The 21,627-nt window shown below is 44.6% G+C and carries 22 protein-coding genes; 11 read left to right on the top strand and 11 right to left on the bottom strand.

Going from position 1 to position 21,627, the window contains the following annotated elements; translation table 11 throughout:
- Positions 1-922 precede the first annotated feature (922 nt).
- The 9 genes from JUE95_RS10660 to JUE95_RS10700 all read left to right on the top strand — a co-directional run bounded on the left by JUE95_RS10660 (position 923) and on the right by JUE95_RS10700 (position 9,421).
- On the top strand, positions 923-2,398 hold the full coding sequence (locus JUE95_RS10660; RefSeq protein ID WP_203651425.1) for an anthranilate synthase component I family protein: 1,476 nt from the start codon (positions 923-925) through the stop codon (positions 2,396-2,398).
- A complete protein-coding gene (locus JUE95_RS10665; RefSeq protein WP_203651426.1) occupies positions 2,382-2,990 on the top strand; it encodes an anthranilate synthase component II in 609 nt (202 codons plus the stop codon). The genes JUE95_RS10660 and JUE95_RS10665 overlap by 17 nt, the downstream gene beginning before the upstream one ends.
- Before the next feature lie 493 nt (positions 2,991-3,483).
- Entirely contained in the window at positions 3,484-4,506 is a 1,023-nt protein-coding gene (trpD, locus tag JUE95_RS10670; RefSeq protein WP_203651474.1) for an anthranilate phosphoribosyltransferase, read from the top strand.
- Positions 4,503-5,282: an indole-3-glycerol phosphate synthase TrpC gene (trpC, locus tag JUE95_RS10675; RefSeq protein WP_203651427.1), complete on the top strand. Its 780-nt coding sequence runs from the start codon at positions 4,503-4,505 to the stop codon at positions 5,280-5,282. The genes trpD and trpC overlap by 4 nt, the downstream gene beginning before the upstream one ends.
- Before the next feature lie 4 nt (positions 5,283-5,286).
- The gene (locus JUE95_RS10680) at positions 5,287-5,865 is read left to right on the top strand and encodes a phosphoribosylanthranilate isomerase (protein WP_203651428.1); all 579 of its coding nucleotides are present in this window, start codon (positions 5,287-5,289) and stop codon (positions 5,863-5,865) included.
- A gap of 17 nt (positions 5,866-5,882) precedes the next feature.
- On the top strand, positions 5,883-7,097 hold the full coding sequence (gene trpB / locus JUE95_RS10685) for a tryptophan synthase subunit beta (protein ID WP_203651429.1): 1,215 nt from the start codon (positions 5,883-5,885) through the stop codon (positions 7,095-7,097).
- Complete coding sequence (trpA, locus tag JUE95_RS10690) at positions 7,090-7,881, top strand: tryptophan synthase subunit alpha (RefSeq protein ID WP_203651431.1); 792 nt, start codon at positions 7,090-7,092, stop codon at positions 7,879-7,881. Before trpB ends, trpA begins: the two co-directional genes overlap by 8 nt.
- Positions 7,882-8,172: 291 nt before the next feature.
- Positions 8,173-8,601 (top strand): MarR family winged helix-turn-helix transcriptional regulator, encoded by a 429-nt coding sequence (locus JUE95_RS10695; protein WP_203651433.1) that lies wholly within the window; start codon positions 8,173-8,175, stop codon positions 8,599-8,601.
- A gap of 199 nt (positions 8,602-8,800) precedes the next feature.
- Positions 8,801-9,421, top strand: coding sequence for an endonuclease III domain-containing protein (locus JUE95_RS10700; protein WP_203651435.1), 621 nt, complete (start codon positions 8,801-8,803; stop codon positions 9,419-9,421).
- Here the strand turns inward: JUE95_RS10700 and JUE95_RS10705 are convergent.
- The 8 genes from JUE95_RS10705 to JUE95_RS10740 form a co-directional block, all read right to left on the bottom strand.
- Positions 9,386-9,757 (bottom strand): DUF1304 domain-containing protein, encoded by a 372-nt coding sequence (locus JUE95_RS10705; RefSeq protein ID WP_203651437.1) that lies wholly within the window; start codon positions 9,755-9,757, stop codon positions 9,386-9,388. The genes JUE95_RS10700 and JUE95_RS10705 overlap by 36 nt on opposite strands.
- A 12-nt stretch (positions 9,758-9,769) precedes the next feature.
- Entirely contained in the window at positions 9,770-10,582 is an 813-nt protein-coding gene (locus JUE95_RS10710) for a hypothetical protein (protein ID WP_203651438.1), read from the bottom strand.
- 417 nt (positions 10,583-10,999) lie between these two features.
- Positions 11,000-11,497 carry a hypothetical protein gene (locus JUE95_RS10715; protein WP_203651439.1) on the bottom strand — a complete coding sequence of 166 codons (498 nt, stop codon included), beginning with the start codon at positions 11,495-11,497 and terminating at the stop codon, positions 11,000-11,002.
- Positions 11,498-11,508: 11 nt separating this feature from the next.
- A complete protein-coding gene (locus tag JUE95_RS10720; RefSeq protein WP_203651440.1) occupies positions 11,509-11,961 on the bottom strand; it encodes a hypothetical protein in 453 nt (150 codons plus the stop codon).
- A 439-nt stretch (positions 11,962-12,400) separates the two neighbouring features.
- Entirely contained in the window at positions 12,401-13,411 is a 1,011-nt protein-coding gene (gene lplA, locus JUE95_RS10725; protein ID WP_203651444.1) for a lipoate--protein ligase, read from the bottom strand.
- 111 nt (positions 13,412-13,522) lie between these two features.
- Positions 13,523-14,533, bottom strand: coding sequence for a lipoate--protein ligase (lplA, locus tag JUE95_RS10730; protein WP_203651448.1), 1,011 nt, complete (start codon positions 14,531-14,533; stop codon positions 13,523-13,525).
- 241 nt (positions 14,534-14,774) lie between these two features.
- Positions 14,775-15,050, bottom strand: coding sequence for a hypothetical protein (locus JUE95_RS10735; RefSeq protein ID WP_203651450.1), 276 nt, complete (start codon positions 15,048-15,050; stop codon positions 14,775-14,777).
- A gap of 156 nt (positions 15,051-15,206) precedes the next feature.
- On the bottom strand, positions 15,207-15,833 hold the full coding sequence (locus JUE95_RS10740) for a helix-turn-helix transcriptional regulator (protein ID WP_203651452.1): 627 nt from the start codon (positions 15,831-15,833) through the stop codon (positions 15,207-15,209).
- 265 nt (positions 15,834-16,098) lie between these two features.
- Here JUE95_RS10740 and JUE95_RS10745 point away from each other — a divergent pair, with 265 nt between their 5' ends.
- Both JUE95_RS10745 and JUE95_RS10750 read left to right on the top strand, forming a co-directional pair.
- Entirely contained in the window at positions 16,099-16,569 is a 471-nt protein-coding gene (locus JUE95_RS10745; RefSeq protein WP_203651454.1) for a universal stress protein, read from the top strand.
- Between the two features lie 62 nt (positions 16,570-16,631).
- Entirely contained in the window at positions 16,632-17,546 is a 915-nt protein-coding gene (locus JUE95_RS10750) for an RluA family pseudouridine synthase (RefSeq protein WP_203651456.1), read from the top strand.
- A 16-nt stretch (positions 17,547-17,562) separates the two neighbouring features.
- On the opposite strand, the gene JUE95_RS10755 is transcribed toward JUE95_RS10750, so the two are convergent.
- The 3 genes from JUE95_RS10755 to JUE95_RS10765 form a co-directional block, all read right to left on the bottom strand.
- A complete protein-coding gene (locus JUE95_RS10755; protein ID WP_203651458.1) occupies positions 17,563-18,783 on the bottom strand; it encodes an ABC transporter permease in 1,221 nt (406 codons plus the stop codon).
- Positions 18,780-19,673 (bottom strand): ABC transporter ATP-binding protein, encoded by an 894-nt coding sequence (locus JUE95_RS10760; RefSeq protein ID WP_203651460.1) that lies wholly within the window; start codon positions 19,671-19,673, stop codon positions 18,780-18,782. The genes JUE95_RS10755 and JUE95_RS10760 overlap by 4 nt, the downstream gene beginning before the upstream one ends.
- 152 nt (positions 19,674-19,825) lie before the next feature.
- Positions 19,826-21,622 carry an ABC transporter ATP-binding protein gene (locus JUE95_RS10765; RefSeq protein WP_203651462.1) on the bottom strand — a complete coding sequence of 599 codons (1,797 nt, stop codon included), beginning with the start codon at positions 21,620-21,622 and terminating at the stop codon, positions 19,826-19,828.
- Positions 21,623-21,627 lie beyond the last annotated feature (5 nt).

Below are 21,627 nucleotides of genomic sequence, written 5' to 3' on the forward strand. Positions count from 1 at the left end.
TTATCCAGGGCTGATATCGCCTATTTTACGGTATCCTGATGAATGATTCCTTATTAGCTGGCAATGTATCCGTTAAAACTCCTAAATGAATAAAGGTGAATATGCATTCTTACATTAAAGGGATGCTTAGCATTTATGATAAAAGCAACGATCTTTTATTAATGATTATGAGAATTTCGTAAGTCACTTCATCTATCAACTTGACAAATTTTAAATTATTGCGTAATGTAAGTGCCAATTAAACACCGTCCATACAAACCGATGATGTGGAGATCAAGATTACCGTGCACGTAAAGAGAGCCGCCGTAGCTGAGAGTGCGACCGAACGCAGGTAGTTAAATGGACCACAGAGGGTTTCTCTGAAAGATCAGAGTGTGAAGGCTGGCGTTTAGAGAGCGGCGTGTAAGCTAGTTTAAGCGAAAATCCCGGTTTTGGATTTATGCTTAAATTAGCTTACACATAGCTCTCTGCCAGCTGGAACACGTTTCGGCTATAGAAGCCGGCAAGTACGAGAAAACGTACAGACATACGTCAGTTGTCGGAAATGTGATTACGCATTTCGCTAAGGGTGATGCGAGGGAGAAGTCCCTGCATCAAATTAAGGTGGCACCGCGGAATTTAAACTCCGTCCTTAACTTAAACGCTATTTGTAGCGTTTCATGTTATGGGCGGAGTTTTTTGTTGCAGAGCGTGAGAAAAAACGTTTTGAGACCGGAGTGTAAGGGACTTGGAACAAAAATCCCGGTCTTGGATTTATGTTTTAAGTTCCTTACATGCAGGTCTCAGTTTTCTCGAACGCGTTTCAGCAATGTATTCACGAAGGAGGATCCTGTCCATGACTACCCGCATTCAAAAGCGATGGCAAACTCCAAAATTAAATGTATCTGACCTTAGTAAACACTAAAATTTGGAGGAATTCACTATGACATTAAACGAACTGCTCACCGCCGCTAAAGGTTATCCAGCTGCACCAGTTACTTTAGAGTTTCAGTTGCCAACCTTTGACGCCGTAACCTTATTCAACGCCTTAAAGAAAGCTCAAGAACCCGGTTTCCTATTGACCGGGAAGCCCAAGAAGACCGAAGATGGTTACACCTTCATTGGTTTAGCCCCTAAGCAAACCTTCACCTACCGTGACGGTGTCCTGACCACCACGGTTGAAGGTGGCGAAACAACCACTAAAAAAGCGGATTTAAAACCAATCTTGGAAAATATTTTAAAGCAGCATCAAGCACCCCTTATTCCTGGTTTACCACCATTTACCGGTGGCTTGATCGGCTACTTCAGCTACGATTATGCCAAGTATGCCACCACCGCACTTAAACAGCAGGTGGCTGATCCAATGAACCTAGATGATGCAGATTTATTGCTGGTCGACCGAGTAATTGCCTACAACCATCGCCAGCAAAAGGTCACCATCAGTCAGATCGTTCCGACTAACGAACTCGCTGAGCGCTATGATGGCGTCATGGCCGACTTAAAACGACTGCAGCAATTAATTCTCAACGCTCAACCGAAACCATTACCACGGTTTGCGCTAACAGAACCTTTCCATTTCCAATTCAGTCTTGAAGAATTTTCAAAACGGGTGGCGACTGCCCAAAAGCACATTGTGGACGGCGACATTTTCCAGCTGATTTTTTCAAATCCGCAACAGGCTGCAATGAGCGGTTCCTTGCTGGGCGTTGCGCCAACGCTGTTTAGGGATAGTCCAAGCCCCTATCAGTTCTATTTCCACCACCGCGATTTTGAAACGCTGGGCGCATCCCCAGAAACACTGATCACCAAACGTGGCAACACCCTTTTCACTTATCCGTTAGCTGGCACTCGCCGGCGGGGTGCTACCAAAGAAGAAGACGATAAGTTTGCCCATGAACTGCAAACTTCCGAGAAGGAGAAATCCGAACATAACATGCTAATCGATCTCGGGCGCAATGACTTAGGCGTTGTCAGTCAATTCGGTTCTGTAAAGGTCACGAAGACCCGTAACCTATTGAAGTTCGCCAACGTCATGCACCTAGGTTCAACGGTGGAAAGTACCGCTAATCCCAAAGCATCCGCCATGGACATCGTCAACGCGGTTCTACCTGCCGGTACCTTATCAGGCGCGCCGAAGATATCCGCTATGCAGATCATCTCCAAACTGGAAAACCGCAAACGTGGGGTTTACGGTGGCTGCCTAGGTTACCTGGATTTCAGCGGTGACTTGGACCTTTGTATCGGTATCCGGCTGACCTACCGGAAGGGTAACCAAATCGTGGTTCATTCCGGAGCCGGTATCGTGGCTGACAGTATCGCCAAATACGAGTATCAGGAATTTAACAACAAGGCCCGCGCGGTGGTTAATGCCATCAACACAGCAGATCAAGGAGGCGTCGCTCATGCTTTATCTAATTGATAATTACGATAGTTTCACCTATAACCTGTATCAACTCATTGGAACTCTCAGTGAGGAGCCCATCACCGTAGTTAAAAACGATGAACTCACAGCTGATGACATGATAGCTAAGCATCCGACCGGTATCATTCTTTCTCCGGGTCCCGGTCGGCCAGAAGACGCCGGTAATATGATGCAGATTCTTCGCGTCTTTATTGGCCGAGTACCCATCCTAGGTGTTTGTCTTGGTCACCAATCCATTGGTGAAGCCTATGGTGCCCAAGTGGTTCATGCACCAAAACTGATGCACGGCAAGCCGTCACTCATGACCCAACAAGGCCATGCTGAAATGTTTAAAGACTGCCCCACTCAATTTGAAGCAGCCCGATACCACTCGCTGGTAATTGAGCCATCGACCATGCCGGAAGATTTAACCGTAACAGCAACAGCTGACGACGGTACGATCCAAGCCGTGGCTGATGAAGCTAACCAAGTTTACGGTGTGCAATTCCATCCCGAATCCATCATGACTGACGCTGAAGTTGGCAAACAGATTATAAAAAATTATTTAGCTCAAATTCGCGTTGCAATGGCGCTTGGCAAGCTTGCATAAAATTAAATTTAAGAAAAAGTGTTGACAATATTTTCATAAAGTTTTAATCTATTGTCAATCAAACAAATTCGCTCATACAAACCAATGATGTGGAGATCAAGATTATCGTGCACGTAAAGAGAGCCGCCGTAGCTGAGAGTGCGACCGAACGCAGGTAATTAAATGGACCACGGAGGGGCGCCCCGAAAGATTCCGAGTACGGGAGCACGTACAGACATACGTCAGTTGTCGGAAATGTGATTACGCATTTCGCTAAGGGTGATGCGAGGGTAAAGTCCCTGCATCAAATTAAGGTGGCACCGCGGAAATAAACTCCGTCCTTAATATAAACGCTATTCGTAGCGTTCATGTTATGGGCGGATTTTTCTATTCCCAAAGGAGATCTTAAAAATGACAAACACTAATAACCAGAAACGATGGCAAAGCCTCTCAGCTGAATCAACTCAATTGATGAACACGAACTGACAATAAACTGGAGGAATTTACCATGACAATGACAATTGAAAACGCAATTACTAAAGTAGCAGGCCGTACCGATTTAACCTTTGACGAAATGAACGACGTGATGAACGAGATCATGGATGGCAAAGCTAATGACATTCAAATTTCAAGTTTACTGACCGCTTTAACAGTCAAACACGAGACCGTGCAAGAAATTGCTGGTGCCGCCAACTCAATGAGAGATCACGCTTTAACCTTTAAAGCCGGGGAACCGGTTCTTGAAATCGTCGGTACTGGTGGTGATCACGCCAACTCATTCAACATTTCAACCACTTCATCATTAGTTGCCGCAGCTGCTGGTACGCCAGTTGCTAAGCACGGTAACCGGGCCGCTTCATCTAAGAGCGGTGCCGCTGATGTGCTTGAAGCCTTAGGTGTGAACATCAACGTCACACCAGAAGCCAGTGAAGATATCTTAAATCAAATCGGCATCTGCTTCTTATTCGCACAGGAATATCACAAGGCCATGCGCTTTGTGGCTCCCGTTCGTAAAACGCTGGGTATTCGAACCTTATTCAACGTCCTTGGGCCATTAGCCAACCCAGCTCACGCAGGAATGCAGCTACTGGGTGTCTATGATGATGAGCTTCTAGAACCAATGGCACACGTACTTCACGAGTTAGGTGTTAAAAATGCTTTAGTTATTCATGGTACTGATGGTTTAGATGAAGCTTCCATTTCCGCACCAACCCACGTGGTTGAAGTTCGTGGTGACGATTTCAAGTCTTACACCATCACCCCAGAACAATTTGGTTTGAAGCGTGCTGAAAAGCAAGACATCGTTGGCGGCACACCTGCTGACAACGCGCAGATCACTCGCGATGTCCTGGCTGGCAAGCCTGGTCCAAAGCGCGATATCGTTCTCTTGAACGCCGGCTTGGCACTCTACACTGCTCATCCAGAGTTAACCATGGAAGGTGCCGTTAAGAAAGCCGCTGAAGTGATTGACAGTGGCGCCGCTGAAAAGAAATTAAACGAATTAATCGACTTAACGAAAGGAGCACAGGTAGCATGATTCTAGACGACCTTGTGGCAGCCACAAAACGCCGCCTCCAACGTGAAAAAGAAGTTGTTTCAGTTGACGACATGAAAGCTAAAGCAGCCGCAACGCCGACTAAGGATCCACAAGCGGTATACGACCGCTTCAATGCACCTGGTATTCATTTGATCGGTGAAGTTAAAAAAGCTTCGCCATCTAAGGGACTGATTGCAAAACAGTTCCCCTACTTAGAGATTGCCGAAGATTATGACCGGCACGGTGTCAGCGCCATTTCAGTGCTCACCGAACCCGATTACTTTAAGGGTGACATTCACTACCTGCAAGAAATTGCAGCCAACGTCAGTGTTCCTGTTCTGCGAAAAGATTTCGTTATTGATCCGTACATGCTCTATCAAGCTAAAGCAGCCGGCGCCAGCATCGTACTATTAATAGTAGCAATTCTCAGTGATCAGCAGCTGAAAGACTACTTTAAACTGGCACATGAACTGGGCTTAGCCGCTTTGGTTGAAGCACATGATGAACAGGAACTGCAACGTGCCGTAGATGTGGGTGCTAAGTTGATTGGGGTCAATAACCGCGACCTTAGAACCTTTGACGTATCACTGAATAACAGCATCAAGCTACGTAAACTGGTTCCTAATAACATTGCCTTCGTTGCCGAAAGCGGGATTCATACCCGAGACGACGTGAAAGTAATGGAAGAAAACCATATGAACGGTATCTTGATTGGCGAAGCCTTGATGACTGCACCTGATAAAGCTGACAAAATTACGCAATTGTTGGGAGTGTGATGACATGACGCAAATCAAAATCTGTGGGTTAATGCGAGAACAAGATACGCGGGTAGTTAATGAAGTGCACCCGGATTTCGCTGGTTTTGTATTTGCGAAAAGTCGCCGTCAGATCTCACTGGCAACTGCCTTAAAATTCCGGCAACTGCTTGATCCGTCAATTCCTACTGCTGGCGTGTTCGTTAATGAACCGCTTGAAAACATGTTAGCCATTTATCGCAGCGGTGCGATTCAAATCGTCCAAACGCATGGCAATGAATCCGAAGATACGGTGAAAGCACTAAAAGCAGCTGGCGCAACCGTCTTTCAAGTCTTTAAACCAAATGCCGAAATTACCCCGACTGCAGCTGATTACGTGATGCTGGATAGCGGGAATGGTTCTGGGATCGCCCTAGATTGGACACGAGTACCAAAAGCACCGCGACCATTTATCCTTGCTGGGGGTCTTACCCCTGACAACGTTACCACGGCCATTGCCACCGTTCATCCAGATGTTGTTGACGTCTCCAGCGGTGTTGAAACCAACGGCCAAAAAGATCCCGACAAGATTCGCGCAATCGTTGCAACTACTCATGCTAATTAATGAAAGGAAACTTATCAATGACTGAACTTAATTTGAAACTTAACAAAAATACTTCCGGTCGCTACGGCGAATACGGTGGTCAATATATTCCTGAAACTTTGATGAACGAACTGGATCGCATGACTAAAGCTTACGAGCATTACAAGAATGATCCAGAATTCAAAACCGAACTCCATGATCTGTTAGTGGACTACGCTAACCGGCCTTCGTTGCTGTACTACGCAGAACGCATGACCAAAGACCTTGGCGGTGCTCAAATTTACTTAAAACGTGAAGACCTCAACCATACTGGTGCCCATAAGATCAACAACGTGATCGGTCAAGCCTTACTGGCAAAGCACATGGGTAAAACCCGTTTGATTGCTGAAACTGGTGCTGGCCAACACGGTGTGGCGACTGCTACGATTGCCGCTTACTTCGGGATGGAATGCGAAATCTTCATGGGGAAGAAAGATACTGACCGTCAACGGCTAAACGTCTACCGGATGGAATTGTTAGGTGCCAAGGTGCACCCCGTTACCAGTGGTTCTATGGTCTTGAAAGATGCCATCAACGCGGCACTGCAGGACTGGACTAAGCGGGTGGATGACACCTTCTATCTCATGGGTTCAGCTACTGGTCCGCATCCTTACCCACTGATGGTTCGGGACTTTCAATCGGTGATCAGTCAAGAATCAAAGAAGCAGCTCAAGGAAAAGACCGGTAAATTACCTGACATGGTGGTTGCCTGTGTCGGTGGCGGCTCAAACGCCATTGGCTCATTCGCTAACTACATCGATGATCCAAGCGTTCAATTAGTCGGTGCTGAAGCTGCTGGTAAGGGTGTTGAAACTGAACTCACCGCCGCTACCGTTGAACGGGGATCCGATGGAATTTTCCACGGCATGAAGTCCATGTTCCTGCAAAACGAAACTGGTCAAATCAACCCAGTCTACTCAATTTCAGCTGGTCTTGATTATCCAGGTGTTGGTCCAGAACACGCTTACCTGGCTAAGACTGGCCGTGCCCAATATGTAGGTATCACTGATGACGAAGCCGTTCAGGCCTTTGAATACATCGCCAAAACGGAAGGCATCGTCGCTGCTATCGAAAGCTGCCATGCCGTTGCCTACGTTGAAAAAATTGCACCAAAGATGCGTAAGGATCAAATCATTGTCTGCACCCTCTCCGGTCGGGGCGACAAAGACGTCGCATCAATTGCTAAATACAGAGGAGTGGATATCGATGAGTAAATTAACTGATGCCTTTAAAAATCAAAAAGCTTTCATCCCGTTCGTGGCTGCTAACGACCCGGACTTTGACGGCACCGTCAATAACGTGGTTGCCCTGGCTAATGGCGGAGCAGACATTGTTGAATTAGGAATCCCTTTCTCAGATCCAATCGCTGATGGTCCGGTCATTCAGGCTGCTGATCTGCGGGCCTTAAAGGAAGATCCTGATTTACCGATGGACACGATTTTCGACATGGTCAAAGCAGTTCGTAAGCAGACTGACGTTCCGCTAGTCTTTTTAACCTACTTAAACATCGTCTTCCGTTATGGGTATGAGGCATTTACAGCTCGCTGCGAAGAGCTCGGCATCTACGGCTTAGTCATCCCGGATATGCCACTTGAAGAACGGGGTGAATTAGCGCCAATTGCTGAGAAACATAACGTGGATCTGATTCCGTTGGTCACCCCAATTTCTGGTGACCGGATCGAAAAAATTGCCGCTGCTGCTACCGGCTTTATCTACGTGGTTTCATCATTGGGCGTTACTGGTGAACGAAGCGAATTTGCTAACGGCTTAGCTGACCTAGTTAACCGGATCCGTAAGGTTACCGATGTGCCAACTGCCATTGGTTTTGGGATTCATACACCAGAACAAGCCACTGAAATGGCGCAAATTGCTGACGGTGCCATCGTCGGCAGTGCCTGCGTCAACATCGTAGCCGAATACGGTCGTCAAGCACCCGCAAAATTAACTGACTACACCAAACAAATGAAGACAGCTGTTAATGCTAATCCAGTGAGATAAGCACAACTGTTTGAGCAAGCAGGAATCACACTTCCAAACAATTGGGGTTGTGATTCCTGCTTTTTGGGAATCAGACACTTAGTTGGAACTGTTTATTCGAATGTAATATTTTTGTAATATTATAATCAGTATTCGCTTAATACCCGCTAAAACTAAGGCTTTTAAAGCGTTGTAACGTCAACAGATTGATATTTATTTGTCAAAATCAAGTCTTTATGGTTGTGATTGCAAGCATATACTGGTATTCTACAGTCGAATTATAGAATTATAATATCAGAGGAGGGGGCAACCTTGAATAGTAAAACTACTGCTAGTTTAATTCATCGTATTGCAAGTTTTGAGACCCAGTATTTGAACCAAGAACTTCGCTCGTTAGACCTTAATTCAGATCAGGCGCGGGCTATCAATTTTATTTCTAGTCACCCTGATAGTATGCAACGTGACATTGCACACTACCTCAACCGTCAAGAAGCCAGTGTCACCAACCTATTAAAGGGATTAGTTCGTCGTAACCTAATCGTCCGTACGATTCCAGCGGAAAACGAACGAACGAAACTTCTCTCACTGACACAGGCGGGTACCGATTTAGTTGAAAACATTCAGAAAGCATTTACGCAGATGAATATTCTGTTAGAAGACCCTTTGTCAGACGCTGAAGCCACTAAGTTAACGCAGTTACTTAATACCGTGCAGAAGGAAATCGATGCCAACCAAGAGTGATTTTTCAGGTGTACAGCCGGGGTAACATTAACCTTAAATAATTTACCTCCCTATTCCGAAATAACCGGAATAAGGAGGTATTTTTTAGTCGCCACTGCTTAAATCAGTTAAAATATGGGTATAGCACTATTCTTGCAGAAAGAAGGCCTTCATTATTTCAATCGATATCAATTGGCTATACCAGACCTTGCTTAACCATATGGGACCATCAGGATGGTGGCCTGCAGATGATAAGCGCGATATTATCGTTGGCGCCATTTTAGTCCAAAACACCGCCTGGCAAAATGCTGATGTGGGTCTAAATAACTTAAAACACCGCACCGGGTTAGATCCCGAAGCGGTGTTGTCGTTATCACAGACTGAATTAATTGAATTGATTCGAGCCAGCGGTTTCTACCGTAATAAAGCTAAAGCTATCCATAACGTTTTCCAGTGGTTTAATGACCGTCACTGGGATTATTCTGGCGTGGCTTCAAGTACATCTCAAGCTGAGCTTCGTAAACAGCTGCTGGCGCTGCCTGGCGTTGGCCAGGAAACCGCCGACGTCTACCTAGTTTACATTTTTGATCTGCCAGCTTTCATCGCCGATTCATATACTCGCCGGCTGTTCAAACATCTGGGCTACCAGCGAACTGACACCTATCAGCACCTGAAGTCACAAATCACTTTACCCCGTAATTTTACTTTCAAAATGGCACAGGATTTTCACGGTCAGCTGGATGAATTTGGTAAACAATACCTCCAACGTGAAGATACCTTTGATGACAGCTTTCTAGCCCGTGCTTTACTTGAAAAACAGCAAACTCAAAAAGGCAAATAATCCAGGAATTCCCTGGGTCCACATGATTTGACGGTTAACCGTTAGACTGCCAAAGATACCGGCAATAAATACAAATCCAGTAAACAGCAAACACCCGGCGGTCATTGCATCCGCAGGCAATCCGAAACGCATGAACAGCAAGCCGACACCCACAAAACCGTTATATAAGCCAATGTTGGCCATCGTGGTTCTCGTTTCAGGTCGGTGCTGATATTCGGCGGAAAAACCAAAGGCTTTCTGAGCAGCCGCTGACTGAGAACCAAACATTTCTAAAATTAAAATCAACAGTGCTTCCACTGCGACAATCATTACTAAGACCGTACTGATCACTGACATCCTAAATTCCCCCTAAAACAGCTTTGAGTCCCCAGTCGGTACGAGATAAATTCCAAATGAACCGTAGCCGCTTGGCCAAGTATGATAATCAGAAGTATACCCGTGCGGTGTTGCATAAATACCGATTTGATACCCCTTATACTTCACCCGCTTTGAAGCTGTATATCCCTGTGCATTCAAAACCGACGTGGCTAATTTGGTATAATCCGTTTTACTCGTCGTGCCAGTCCAGTTATACGGCGTAAAGATACCGATTGCTGTAGCATTTTTATTGAGTTTTGAATACGTGGCCGTCTTGCTGACACCTGCATTCAGATCATTACGGGCATCGTTAGAATAGCTGGTATTCAGTATCGTTCCTGGAAACAGCGCGAGAATATCCGCTTGCAGTTTAGCGCCTTCACGCACTGATTTAATTCCCGCTAGCCCACCGCCATAGGATTTCACTATTATACTGTGGGCAAAGGCGTCATCAGGATTATCTCCCTTAGTTAGATACGAACGGTAAACTAAGCCCTTAATTTTACCGTTATTATTCGTCACCTGATAATAATAGCCCGATTTCTTGCCCTGCTGAAGCTTCACTCGCTTATAGACGTACCAGGTTGTTCGCGGATAATGTTTCAGATTATGGATCTTCTTAGTATGCTTCAAATCCCACATATATTCGTTTTTCGTCGTTTTTACGTAGTAGGCGACATCACTATAATTCTTTGTCTTCACTACTTTCCAAGTCGTGGCCGCGTTCACAGCCGTTGGTATTGCAGCTGCTCCTAAACCACCTAGTATAAGTCCCGTTGTTAATGCCATAATTACCCTTTTCATTGGACACTCCCCCATTCGGATACATGATACGTTTGTCTCAAATGTAGCAGAGGTAAACGTTGGTCGCAAGGGGGATACTTCATTTTATTCGTGGAATCAATTTCAAATTCAAAAAGAGTCCGTCTATCAGTTCAATCACTGATAAGCGGGTTTCTCTCATTTAATGACCAAATAAAAAGACGCCCCATTGCTGGGGCGCCCATACAGCCACTTAGCCGAAACTAAATGGGTTCTCAAAAATCCACATTTCCTTTGAACCAAGGCAGCCGCAAATCCGGCGGTGTTACATTGCCTGCTGTGCAAAAAAATCACCTAGTTGCTTGCGCAAACCGCTATTGCTAGCGACGTGATATTCTCGACTCATCGCATGTAAAACATCATAGCACGGATCGAAGCCAGAAGCAAATCAACGAGGCATTAATTGGCAGCTTGGGTGTCTTTATCGCCGTCTTCATCCTTCTTTTCCTGGTTCTCCTTGATCTGGTCTAACTGTTTCTCTAACCAGGTTGCAATGGCTGCTGCCATATCCCCTTTGTGGCTGACAAAATCATCCGCAGAGGCAACTTTATCGATTCGCAAAGAAGACGAATTAATGTCCGGTGATTCAATAATACTGTAAATGCTGACAGGCAGTGTATCATCATCTGCTAACATCTTCTTCATGGCGTTCAGATAACGCAGCGGTAAATTCACAATACTGGTTTCCAAGTGCACCTGAATATCCGTATCCGTTAGGGTTAACGTCGCTTGGGCTAATTGATTACCATCAATTGCCTTAACCATCATATTAACCATTGGTTCAAGCGACTTAGTTGCACCATTTTTTTTGATTTCAGCTAAACTGCTGCCGAAATTTTGCGTTTCATATTTTTCAGCTTCAACTTCTTCAAAGAAGTCCTTTACTAAACTTTCCATAGTTACCTCGATTACTTATTTTGTTTAAGTCTGTCCTGCTGCATCTTTTTAAGTGCTTCCAGCTTATCATTATCGCGTTTATTATCAAGCCAGTGTCGGTACCGCAGTGCCAATACCATCCAGTAGCCATTAAAAACGATCACTAAAACATTAGCTAGGATAACGGCTGCTTTAATGCTCATGATTGCGGTTGAACTCGCCATCACCGTTACAATACCATTAAACAGTCCAAATGAATAGATGACGATCACCACAGCCAACAGATAGTACCCTGAATTATGGCCCAAAGCACCCCAAATCATTGGCAGTGCGTACAGTACCAGTGAGATGATAATTGAACGTATTACCGCTGTCATTTCAAAGCTATGCCCTAAAGCGACCAGCTTAGAGGACAGCAATAGATTCATAGCGGAGAAGAGCACCCACGATACGATGCCATATGTGATTAATTTCTGCTTTAACATTTAAATCTCCTTAATCGTTATTAATAGTTCAAATTGTAGCATAGTTCGCTGTAAAAAATACAGGGTTGCGTCCGGCAATGTGTGCTGGGCGCAACCCTGTATTTTGATTTTTGAGTTTGGATGGCTGAAGAACTGCTCGACTTCTATATAGCCGAATCAGGCTGCAACAGGCAGAGAGCTACTCAACTTTTACATAGCCGAATCGGGCTACAACGGGCAGAGAACTGCATGTAAGTCAACTCTGGTATAAATCCAAGACCGGGATTTTTACCAGAGTCAACTTACACTCCGTTCTCTAAACGCCCGTTTACGCACCTTGAATAAATCAGGCTACTCCAAGCAGAGAGCTGCATGTAAGTCAACTCTGGTACAAATCCAAGACCGGGATTTTTACCAGAGTCAACTTACACTCCGCTCTCTAACCGCTTGGTTCCGCACCTTATGCTAACAGATCCACCAACTCATCCTTCGTAATCCCCATAAAATACTGACTTATATCCACATCATCCAAAACCTTTTCCAGGTTTTCACGATCATAGCGGATACCCTTCATTTTATCAGCTAGTTCGCTGACATCCTTCGGGCCGAAGAAGTCGCCGAAGAACTTGATTGTTGAGATTTTACCCTGTTCTACCAAGATCCGGGCATCGATGGTTCCTGAATCAAAATGCTGACGCTTCTTAACCGTAAATTCTGGTGAAGTGCCATAGACCCAGTCCCAGTTGTTGTAGTACTGTTCGTAGATCTTGTCGATTTCTTTTTGTTCATCAGGGGTAACCACGTATTCCTTATCCTTGATTTCATCCAAGCTGTCAACATGGAACAGTTCCTTCAATAATTTATCACGGAATTCGGGTACCGTAATGTTTTGATATTCAGGTGCCAAGTATGGCTTCAAATTAGTTACACGAGAGCGGACTGACTTGATACCCTTTGAAGCAATCTTATCTTCTGGGACGTTCAGGGCGTCAGCAATAACGTCTTGATCCACGTCCAGCATCAAAGTACCGTGTGAGAAAGTCTTACCATTCTTGGTGTACATCGCGTTACCAGAGAATTTCTTGCCATCGACTAAGATGTCGTTACGGCCAGAAACTTCAACTGACTTCGCGCCCATATCATGTAAGGCGTCAACAATTGGTTGAACGAAGGACTTGAAGTCCCCGAACTGTTCGGAATTACTGTCCAGCACAAAGCTGAAGCACAGGTTACCAAGATCTTGATAAACCGCGCCACCGCCAGAAAGACGACGAGTAACCGTAATGTTATGCTCTTCAACGTATTTCTGGTTAATTTCCTCTAATGTATTTTGGTTTCGGCCAACGATGATACATGGCTTTTCATAGTAGAAAAGCACCAGGGGTTCACCAAAATCTTTATTGTTCATTAAATACTGTTCAGTAGCTAAGTTACGACCGATATCATGGGCCGTCATTGAAACATACCGCATGTCCAAACTTCCCTTCCAAATATTAATAACCAATCTTGTAACCGGTTTTCATTTTAACATAATCATGTAAGGGGTTACAGCTTGTGCACTTGGAAAACACTGATTTCGGCTTTAACCCAAGAACTGCACAAACTCATCGAGGGTGATCCCCGCAAAATAATCACCAACGTTGACATGGGCCAGTGCTTTTCGTAACGACGGCTGATCGTAGCGAACGTCTTTGAGCTTTTTAGCTAAATCAACCGCGTACTTTTCACCGAAAAAGTCGCCAAAGAAGGTCACTTGCTTGATGTGGCCCTTTTCAACCAATACCCGTGCGTCAATCGTCCCTGAGTCAAAATGCTGACGCCTCTTAACCGTGAATTCTGGAGAAGTGCCATAAACCCAGTCCCAGTTATTGTAGTAATTATCGTAAAGCTTTTGAATCTGCTTCTTATCGTCATCCGTCAGGTGGTATGCTTTATCGGCAACCTTTGCGAGGTCGTCTACGCCGTACACCTTCCTCAAAATTGCATCGCGGAATTCAGCAATCGTGAGGTTCTGATATTCCGGCTTCAAGTACGGCTTCAGGTTAGTCACCCGTGAACGCACAGACTTGATCCCCTTTGAAGCAATCTTATCCTTTGGGACGTTCAAGGCATGGGCAATCACGCTCTGATCGACGTCGTACATCAGCGTACCGTGAGAAAACATCTTGTTATCCTTCACGTACATCGCGTTACCAGAAAACTTCCTGCCATTAACCAATATATCGTTACGGCCCGAAACTTTGATAGATGCTGCTCCCATCTCTTTAAGCGCGTCAACAATCGGTTTGGTGAACGCCTTGAAGTCACCGAACCGCTCATCGTCACGATCGACTACGAAACTAAACGAAACGTTACCCAGATCATCATAGACGGCACCGCCGCCCGAAAGCCGTCTCGTCACTTGAATATTGTGCTTGGCAACGTAGTCCTGATTAATTTCTTCCAAAGTATTTTGATTCCGGCCAACAATAATACAGGGCTTTTGGTAATAAAATAATAGAATCGGTTCATCGAAATCTTTGTTATTCATTAAATACTGTTCGGTGGCCAGATTATAGCCAATATCTTCAGTTTCCATGTTGTAATAGTACATGATCCCGCTGCTCCTTCAAATGTGTTTACTCTAAGTTTACCGCATTATAGGCAAAATGAAACCGCTGTAATCAGCTTAACGCCAATTACAGCGGTCTCTTAATGACGGCCTTGGTCGCCAATCATTTCTACGCCTATATTATGTCGCCAACACAGTAAAATGGCAACCAATTTGCTTAAAAAATGGTCTTAATGACTATGCCTAAATGCCAGCTATGTAACTAGATTTAACCATGTTTGCCTTAACCAATCAGCACCGCTACAATGATCATAATGTTGGTTAAAATATAACTGTGTTTCTCTTTCTGACTTAACTTCGAATAACTATCGATAATAAAGTCCCGCCAAATATCGATTCCAACAGCCAGCGGCAATAGTATCCAATTCACCAGTGCTTCTTGATCACCGAAAGGCTTCCAGCCGACCCATGCGGCTATGCTATAACTAATTACTATCGTAGATAAAATAAGCGTGATCCACGTCAGCCATTCAAATTTTACTTTCCGTTCCTGTGTCATAAGATCTCTCCTGTCTTGATTGAAATATTTGCTTTCACTGTCAATTTATCTCAATTGAGTGCAATCACAAGCTACAATGCGAAGACAAGGGCGGTCTCTAAAATGAAGACATATCAAAAAACCAGCTAATTAAGGTTAAATTAGCTGACAAATCGCTCATTTTTTCCTTCGCTTATGCCGGAAAAAGAGCAGCATTTCCGCACAAAAGGACATCACAAAAATCAGTGAAATTCGAGCAAACGAAAAGCTGAGTATATAGGCCGTATCTTGGCCGCTAAATTTCGAATAAATACTAGGGTTACCAAATTCAATGAAAAAATTTAAATGTAAGATCACAATAAACACAATAATGGCAAGAATCAGTTTGCGCTTTTTCTTAAACCGTGCCCAATCCAAAAAAGTGGCATAGAAAATAATGAGATCAATGGGCAAAAGAGTAGGAATCCACTGGGTCAAAACTCCCCAGTTAACAAAGAAGCTCATGTAACACATCATCAGAAGTACGAAGCCAAAATAATAACTAAACTGTGACAGTTTTTGCGCTAATGTATCTCGTTGATCCTGTTGAGCGTAATGCTCCAAAAGATGATCATCGCGCAGTAAATCATCTAAAGAAACCTGATAAAGATCACACAATTTTACAACGGTCGAAATGTCAGGATACGTCCGTCCATTTTCCCAGCCCGAAATTGTTTTTCTAGAAACATGAAGCTGCTCAGCAACCTGCTGTTGCGTTAACTCCTTGTTCTTTCTTCCCCGTTTAAGCTTTTCATTTAGTTCCATCCTACGCTTACCTCCTGCAAAATAGTTTACAGGAAAGTTAGTGATTATGAAAGTTCCGCTAACTTAGTTACTTCTAAGTGATTTCCTTAAACTAAAAGATTCAAGTGTAATACGGATAACAAGTTTTCATTTTCCTAATACTAACGGCTAAATTATGGTAAAATAAAGTGTGGAGTACTAGTGGTTCGTTTTGTTGGGCAAAACCATGGCGTGCTTACGAAAAGGGTTTTTCATGTACTTATTATTTTGTGAGGGAGTGGCGTATATGGACCAGCAATACAATAACATTCTCGCACCGGTTGATGGATCAAAGGCCACTGATCCGGTGTTAGACAAAGCAATTGAAGTCGCAAAGTTAAACGATACCCATCTGGATATCTTAAACGTTTTGGAAGTTAACCAATTCAGTGACACTTACGGTGGCGCTGTTAGCGGTGATGTCATTTACAAACTTTCAGAAGACGTGCAAGCACGCTTGGCTGAATTAAAGCAAAAAGCTTTGGACGCAGGAGTGAAGTCAGTTGATATTCACGTTCGGTTTGGTAATCCCAAACCAGTTATTGCCCGTGAATTTCCAGCTGACCATGATACTCAGTTGATTGTCATCGGCTCAACTGGTTTAACAGCCGTTGAACGTTTGATGATTGGTTCTGTTACCAACTACGTTAGCCGTTCTGCTGTCTGCGATGTTTTAATCGTTAAGCCAGCTGAATTAGCTAAGTTAAATAAGAAATAATTTTTTAAACGTTAAACACCCTTGCCCACTATCGGGTAAGGGTGTTTTTTGGAGGTATTGTAATGGCTCAAGCTACAGAGTGGCAGTTTGCAGCACGTTTGCCACGAAATTTTCAACCTAAATCATTACGGCAACTGCTGATGGCAGACTGGTACCTGCCGAAACACTTAGTTTTTAGTTTAAAACGCGGTAAACGGGTATTAGTGAATGGTCAATACCTGCCGGTTAATTTCGACGTGCATCCAGGTGATCAGATCACACTAAAGTTTTTGGCAACTGATTTTGAACACCCGTACTCAAACGTCACCCCCGACAGTGCTGCCACTGTCAGTGTGCTGTACGAAGATGCTAACTTACTGGTGGTGAACAAAACTCAAGGCAGCAAAACTCATCCCAATCAGCCTGGTGAAGTCGGTACAACGCTGAATCACGTAGCCGCTTATTTAGCCTCCAAGGATCAACAGCCCTACGTCATTAATCGGCTGGATCAGGAAACCAGCGGTGCTTTGCTGATTGCTAAGAATCCCGCTGTCGTTCCGGTTCTGGTTCGACTAGTGAAGGAAAAATTAGTTCAGCGCACTTATCTGACCTGCGTCCATGGCCAGCTCAATCAGCCACAGGGAATCATTGCCATGCCAATCGGTCGCAGTTTAAATGATAAACGAAAGCGGCAACTATACGGTGATCAGCCGCAAATGGCTATCACTCACTACAAGGTGATGGAACACCTGCCAAACGCAACCCTAGTCGCCGTTCAATTGCAAACCGGCCGCACTCACCAAATTCGGGTCCACTTCGCCGGCCTGGGCCATCCAATCGTTGGCGATCCGCTGTACGCCAGCGATCCGCCACAGCAGCGTTTACTGCTGCATAGCTGGCAATTACGTTTGCCATTACCATTTTCGTTTAAACACATCATGCTAACAGCGAATTTGCCGGAAACTTTTCATCAATTTGAACAGCAATATTTTAATTAAACATCAGAAAAGCTGTTTATTTATAGGCTAATCCACGACGTAAACGATGCCAGAAATTACTTTCATCCGCCTGCAGGATCAGTCCCTTATAGATACTGCTAATATACCAGGTTAGCCCAATAATCGTAAGAATCAACACTGCCAGCGCAATACCGATTTCTAACGGACTTGCCGATTGATTGATGATCCGCAGCGGCATGAAGTACGACGAGAAGAACGGCACATAGGACATAATCTTCACCAACAACGCATCCGCGTTATTTTGAAATGGAAACGTGGCGAAAAAGGCAATCATACTCAGATAAACGGCTGGATACGCGGCTTTCGAAGCATCTTCAGCTTTCGAAACTAACGCCCCGCTAAACGCCGCTAGTATCGTATAAACGATAACTCCTAAGAAGAGGAACAGCAGATTGACATTAACGAGATTATGCACGACTTGATCAACTAATGAGCCGTATTGTTCAAAGAACGGTTTCGCCATGTTCATTCGTTTAGCAGCTACAAGGCTTGCCCAACCGCCAATTAAATACACTAGCAATTGTGTTGCAATCACCATTAGGACACCCAGAATCTTACCGCAGAAATACTTGGAGGCTGTGGTACTGGAAAAGACCATTTCCATCACCTTAGTGCCCTTCTCAGAGGCAATTTCCTGCGCGGTAATTGATGAATAAGTCGTTAAAATCATGTAAACCATGAAGACTAAGATCCAAAATGAAACCATTCGGGCAATCTTAACTAACCCCTCACGTTTCTGTACAACCTGTTTAAAGGTCGGTTGCACTGATAGCCGTTTAAGCTGCTGACGTGATAGCTTAGCTTGAGCAACGTTGTTTTGTGTCTGCAATTTACTTAGATAACCCGTTAACTGTGCTTTATCGGAAGCTGACATGGCCTCCTTACCATGATAAACTGCACCGTACTGCTTACCTTGGCTTAAAACAACGTAGCCGCTGATGTCGTTTTCTTTCAGCGCATGCCTAGCTGCTTTCACGGTTGTGAGTTTGGCAGCCACATTATCTTTGCCAGCAACCTGAATGTAGCCTTTTCGAAGCGTTGGCTGCTTGGCTATGACCGCAATATCGTTACTATCAGTGGCTGAATTAGCAGAAATAAAGCCCACTCCAAATGAAACCAGCAACATGATAAATGGTGACAGCACCAAAATTACAAAGCTCCACGATTTAACCTGACGCAAATAAGTGGTCAGCGTTACGATCCACATCTTTTTCATCTGGGGTCACCCGCCTTCAATCGAAAAATCTCATCAAGGGTCGGTGGCTGCTGGCTGAATTCTTCAATGTATTCGCCATTTGATAGCCGCTGAAAGATCTGCTTACCAGCAGCTGGGTCGTCTACCCGTAGCCGATACCGGTTATGGGATAGCATCGTTACTTCCACCACGTGTGGTAATTGCGATAACGCCGCGGTAGACCAGTCAGTAGTCACGAAAATTTCATTTTTGCCGAACTCATCACGAATCGCGCGGATCTCTCCATGCAGTACCATTTCACCTTGCCGCATCATCACCAGTTCGTCGCAAAGGGCTTCCACATTTCCCATATCATGACTGGAAAAAATAATCGCCGCACCCTCTTTTTTTGCGTTTAAAATCGCCTGCTCCAAAATATCCACGTTCACCGGATCCAAGCCACTGAAAGGTTCGTCCAAGATAATCAGCGATGGTCGATGGATCAGCGTACAGATCAGCTGAATTTTTTGCTGGTTCCCCTTGGACAACGATTTAATCTTATCGGTCTTCTTGCCCTTAACTTCAAACCGTTTCATCCACTGATCAATCGCCGGTTTAATTTGCTTAGCGGACTTACCCTTCAATCTCGCTAGGTAGAGAACCTGCTGTTCAACTGTCATCTTGGGCATCAAACTGCGTTCCTCAGGTAAATAGCCAATTTGATCAAAAACCTGTTCATTGATTGGCTGATCGTCCCAACTAATCTGACCGTCGTAATGAATAAAACTCAGTATGCTGTGGAAAGTGGTTGATTTACCAGCCCCATTTTGCCCGATCAATCCCAGTATTTCACCCTTTTTAACGTTGTAAGTCACATCGTTTAAAGCCGTCAGATCGCTAAACCGTTTAGATAAATGTTCGATTTTTAGCATAACGTGCCTCCCCATTTTGGCTTGCTCATCGTTGAGTTAATCATACCAAATGGCTTGGGGAAGTAAATGCTTGAATGTGTTCGAAATTTCATATTAAAAAGCTGACAAAATTCTACAATCAGAATTTCGTCAGCTTCCAGGCTGTTTACGATTTAAGCGCCCTGTTTCACGCTCTCAAATTGATTTTCCACGTATTCGCGATACAGCGGGTGATTCTTAACGAGCTCTTGGTGCGTCCCGTGACCGCTGACCTTACCGTGTTCGATAAAGTAGATCTGGGTTGCATCAACAATGGTACTCAACCGGTGAGCAATCACTAAGGTCGTTCGGTTATGCATCAGCTTTTCCAGTGCTTTTTGAACCATGATCTCTGATTCGGAATCAAGACTTGCCGTCGCTTCATCTAGCATCAAGATCTTTGGATCCCGGAGGAACGCTCTGGCAATTGCCAGCCGTTGCCGTTGGCCGCCAGAAACCTTAACCCCACGTTCACCAACTTGGGTATCCAAACCGTCTGGCATATCTTGAACAAAGGACTTGGCATAAGCCATCTTTAACACGTTCCAAAGCTGGTCATCCGTATAGTCACCGTCCAGCCCATAAGTCAGATTATAGCGAATCGTTCCTGCCATAATGGCGGCATCTTGACTCACTAAACCAATCTGACTGCGCCAGTTATTCATGTTCACATCGTCAATTTCGGTATCGCCAATCTTGATTTGACCCTTATCTGGATTATAGAACCGTTCCAGAAGACCAAAAATCGTTGATTTACCGCCACCTGAAGGACCAGCAAAGGCAATGACGCTATTTGGCTTGGCATTGAAGGAAACATCCTGCAAAATCGGTTGATCCTTTTCATATTCAAAATCAACATGTTCTACGGATAGTGCTTGACCATCCATGTTGATATTCTCACCCGAAGTCTGGTCCTCTTCATCAGCTTGCAGTAATTCTTGAATACGAGCTGTCGAACCACTCGTCTTAGCCATATCAGTGAAGAACTGGCTTAACTGAGTGAAAGGTCCGATCATTTGAGTCAGGTACATCAGAAATGAGATTAAAGTGCCAAAGGTCATAGTTCCTTGAGAAACTCGGCTAGCACCATAGATCAGCATACCGATCGTCATGCCCATCATCATCATTTGCATCAGGGGGCTGGCAACGGAGTCGTAAATCGCTTCTTTCAAGCCAATCTGATATAGTTTATCAATCTTCTGGTGGCCGTCTTCGCGCTCAACGTCTTCGGCAGTAGAAGATTTTACCAACCGAATATCACTGAGAATCTCGCTGGATTGACCGTTAAAGTCAGCCAATGCATCCTGCCGTGCAATGGAAATCTTGTGTGACTGCTTGATAACCGGCAGCATCAAGGCTAGCACTAGAGGTACTGCAATGAACATGATCAGGGTCATCTTCCAGTCCATCACTAACATCAGAACTAAAGCACCAACCAGCTGCAGAATTGAAGTCACCATGTTAGGAACGGAGTTTGCCAGTAAATCCTTAACCTGAGACGTATCGTTGATCAGCCGTGATGAGATTTCACCTGAACGAGTCTCATCAAAGTAACCAACGGGTAACCGCAGAATTTTGTCCCATAAAAACTGACGCAGCTTGCTGACAACGTCTTCACCAAAGAAGCCAAGAATACTGCCAGAAAAAGCACTGATCAAGGCACTGCCAATGAAAGCGGCAATGACTAAGAACATTAACTGAAAATTCATCGCGTGACCAAGTTGGTTGATCAGCTGCTTCGCTAACTGCGGCACGGTCAATTGAATCCCGGTAGCAATCAGGCCGAATAGTAAGCCAACACCAAGCTGCCAAAAATGCGGTTTGATTTTGACGACCAACTGTGCAAAATCTTTGAAGTTAAATTTTTGACGTTTGAAAGGAACGCCGCCTGCTTGTGGGTCTTTTCCGCCCTGTGGAGCTTGTCGTTGCATATCTA

Origin of the sequence: Secundilactobacillus yichangensis, from assembly GCF_016861565.1 — a bacterium.
In the GTDB taxonomy this organism is placed as follows: domain Bacteria; phylum Bacillota; class Bacilli; order Lactobacillales; family Lactobacillaceae; genus Secundilactobacillus; species Secundilactobacillus yichangensis.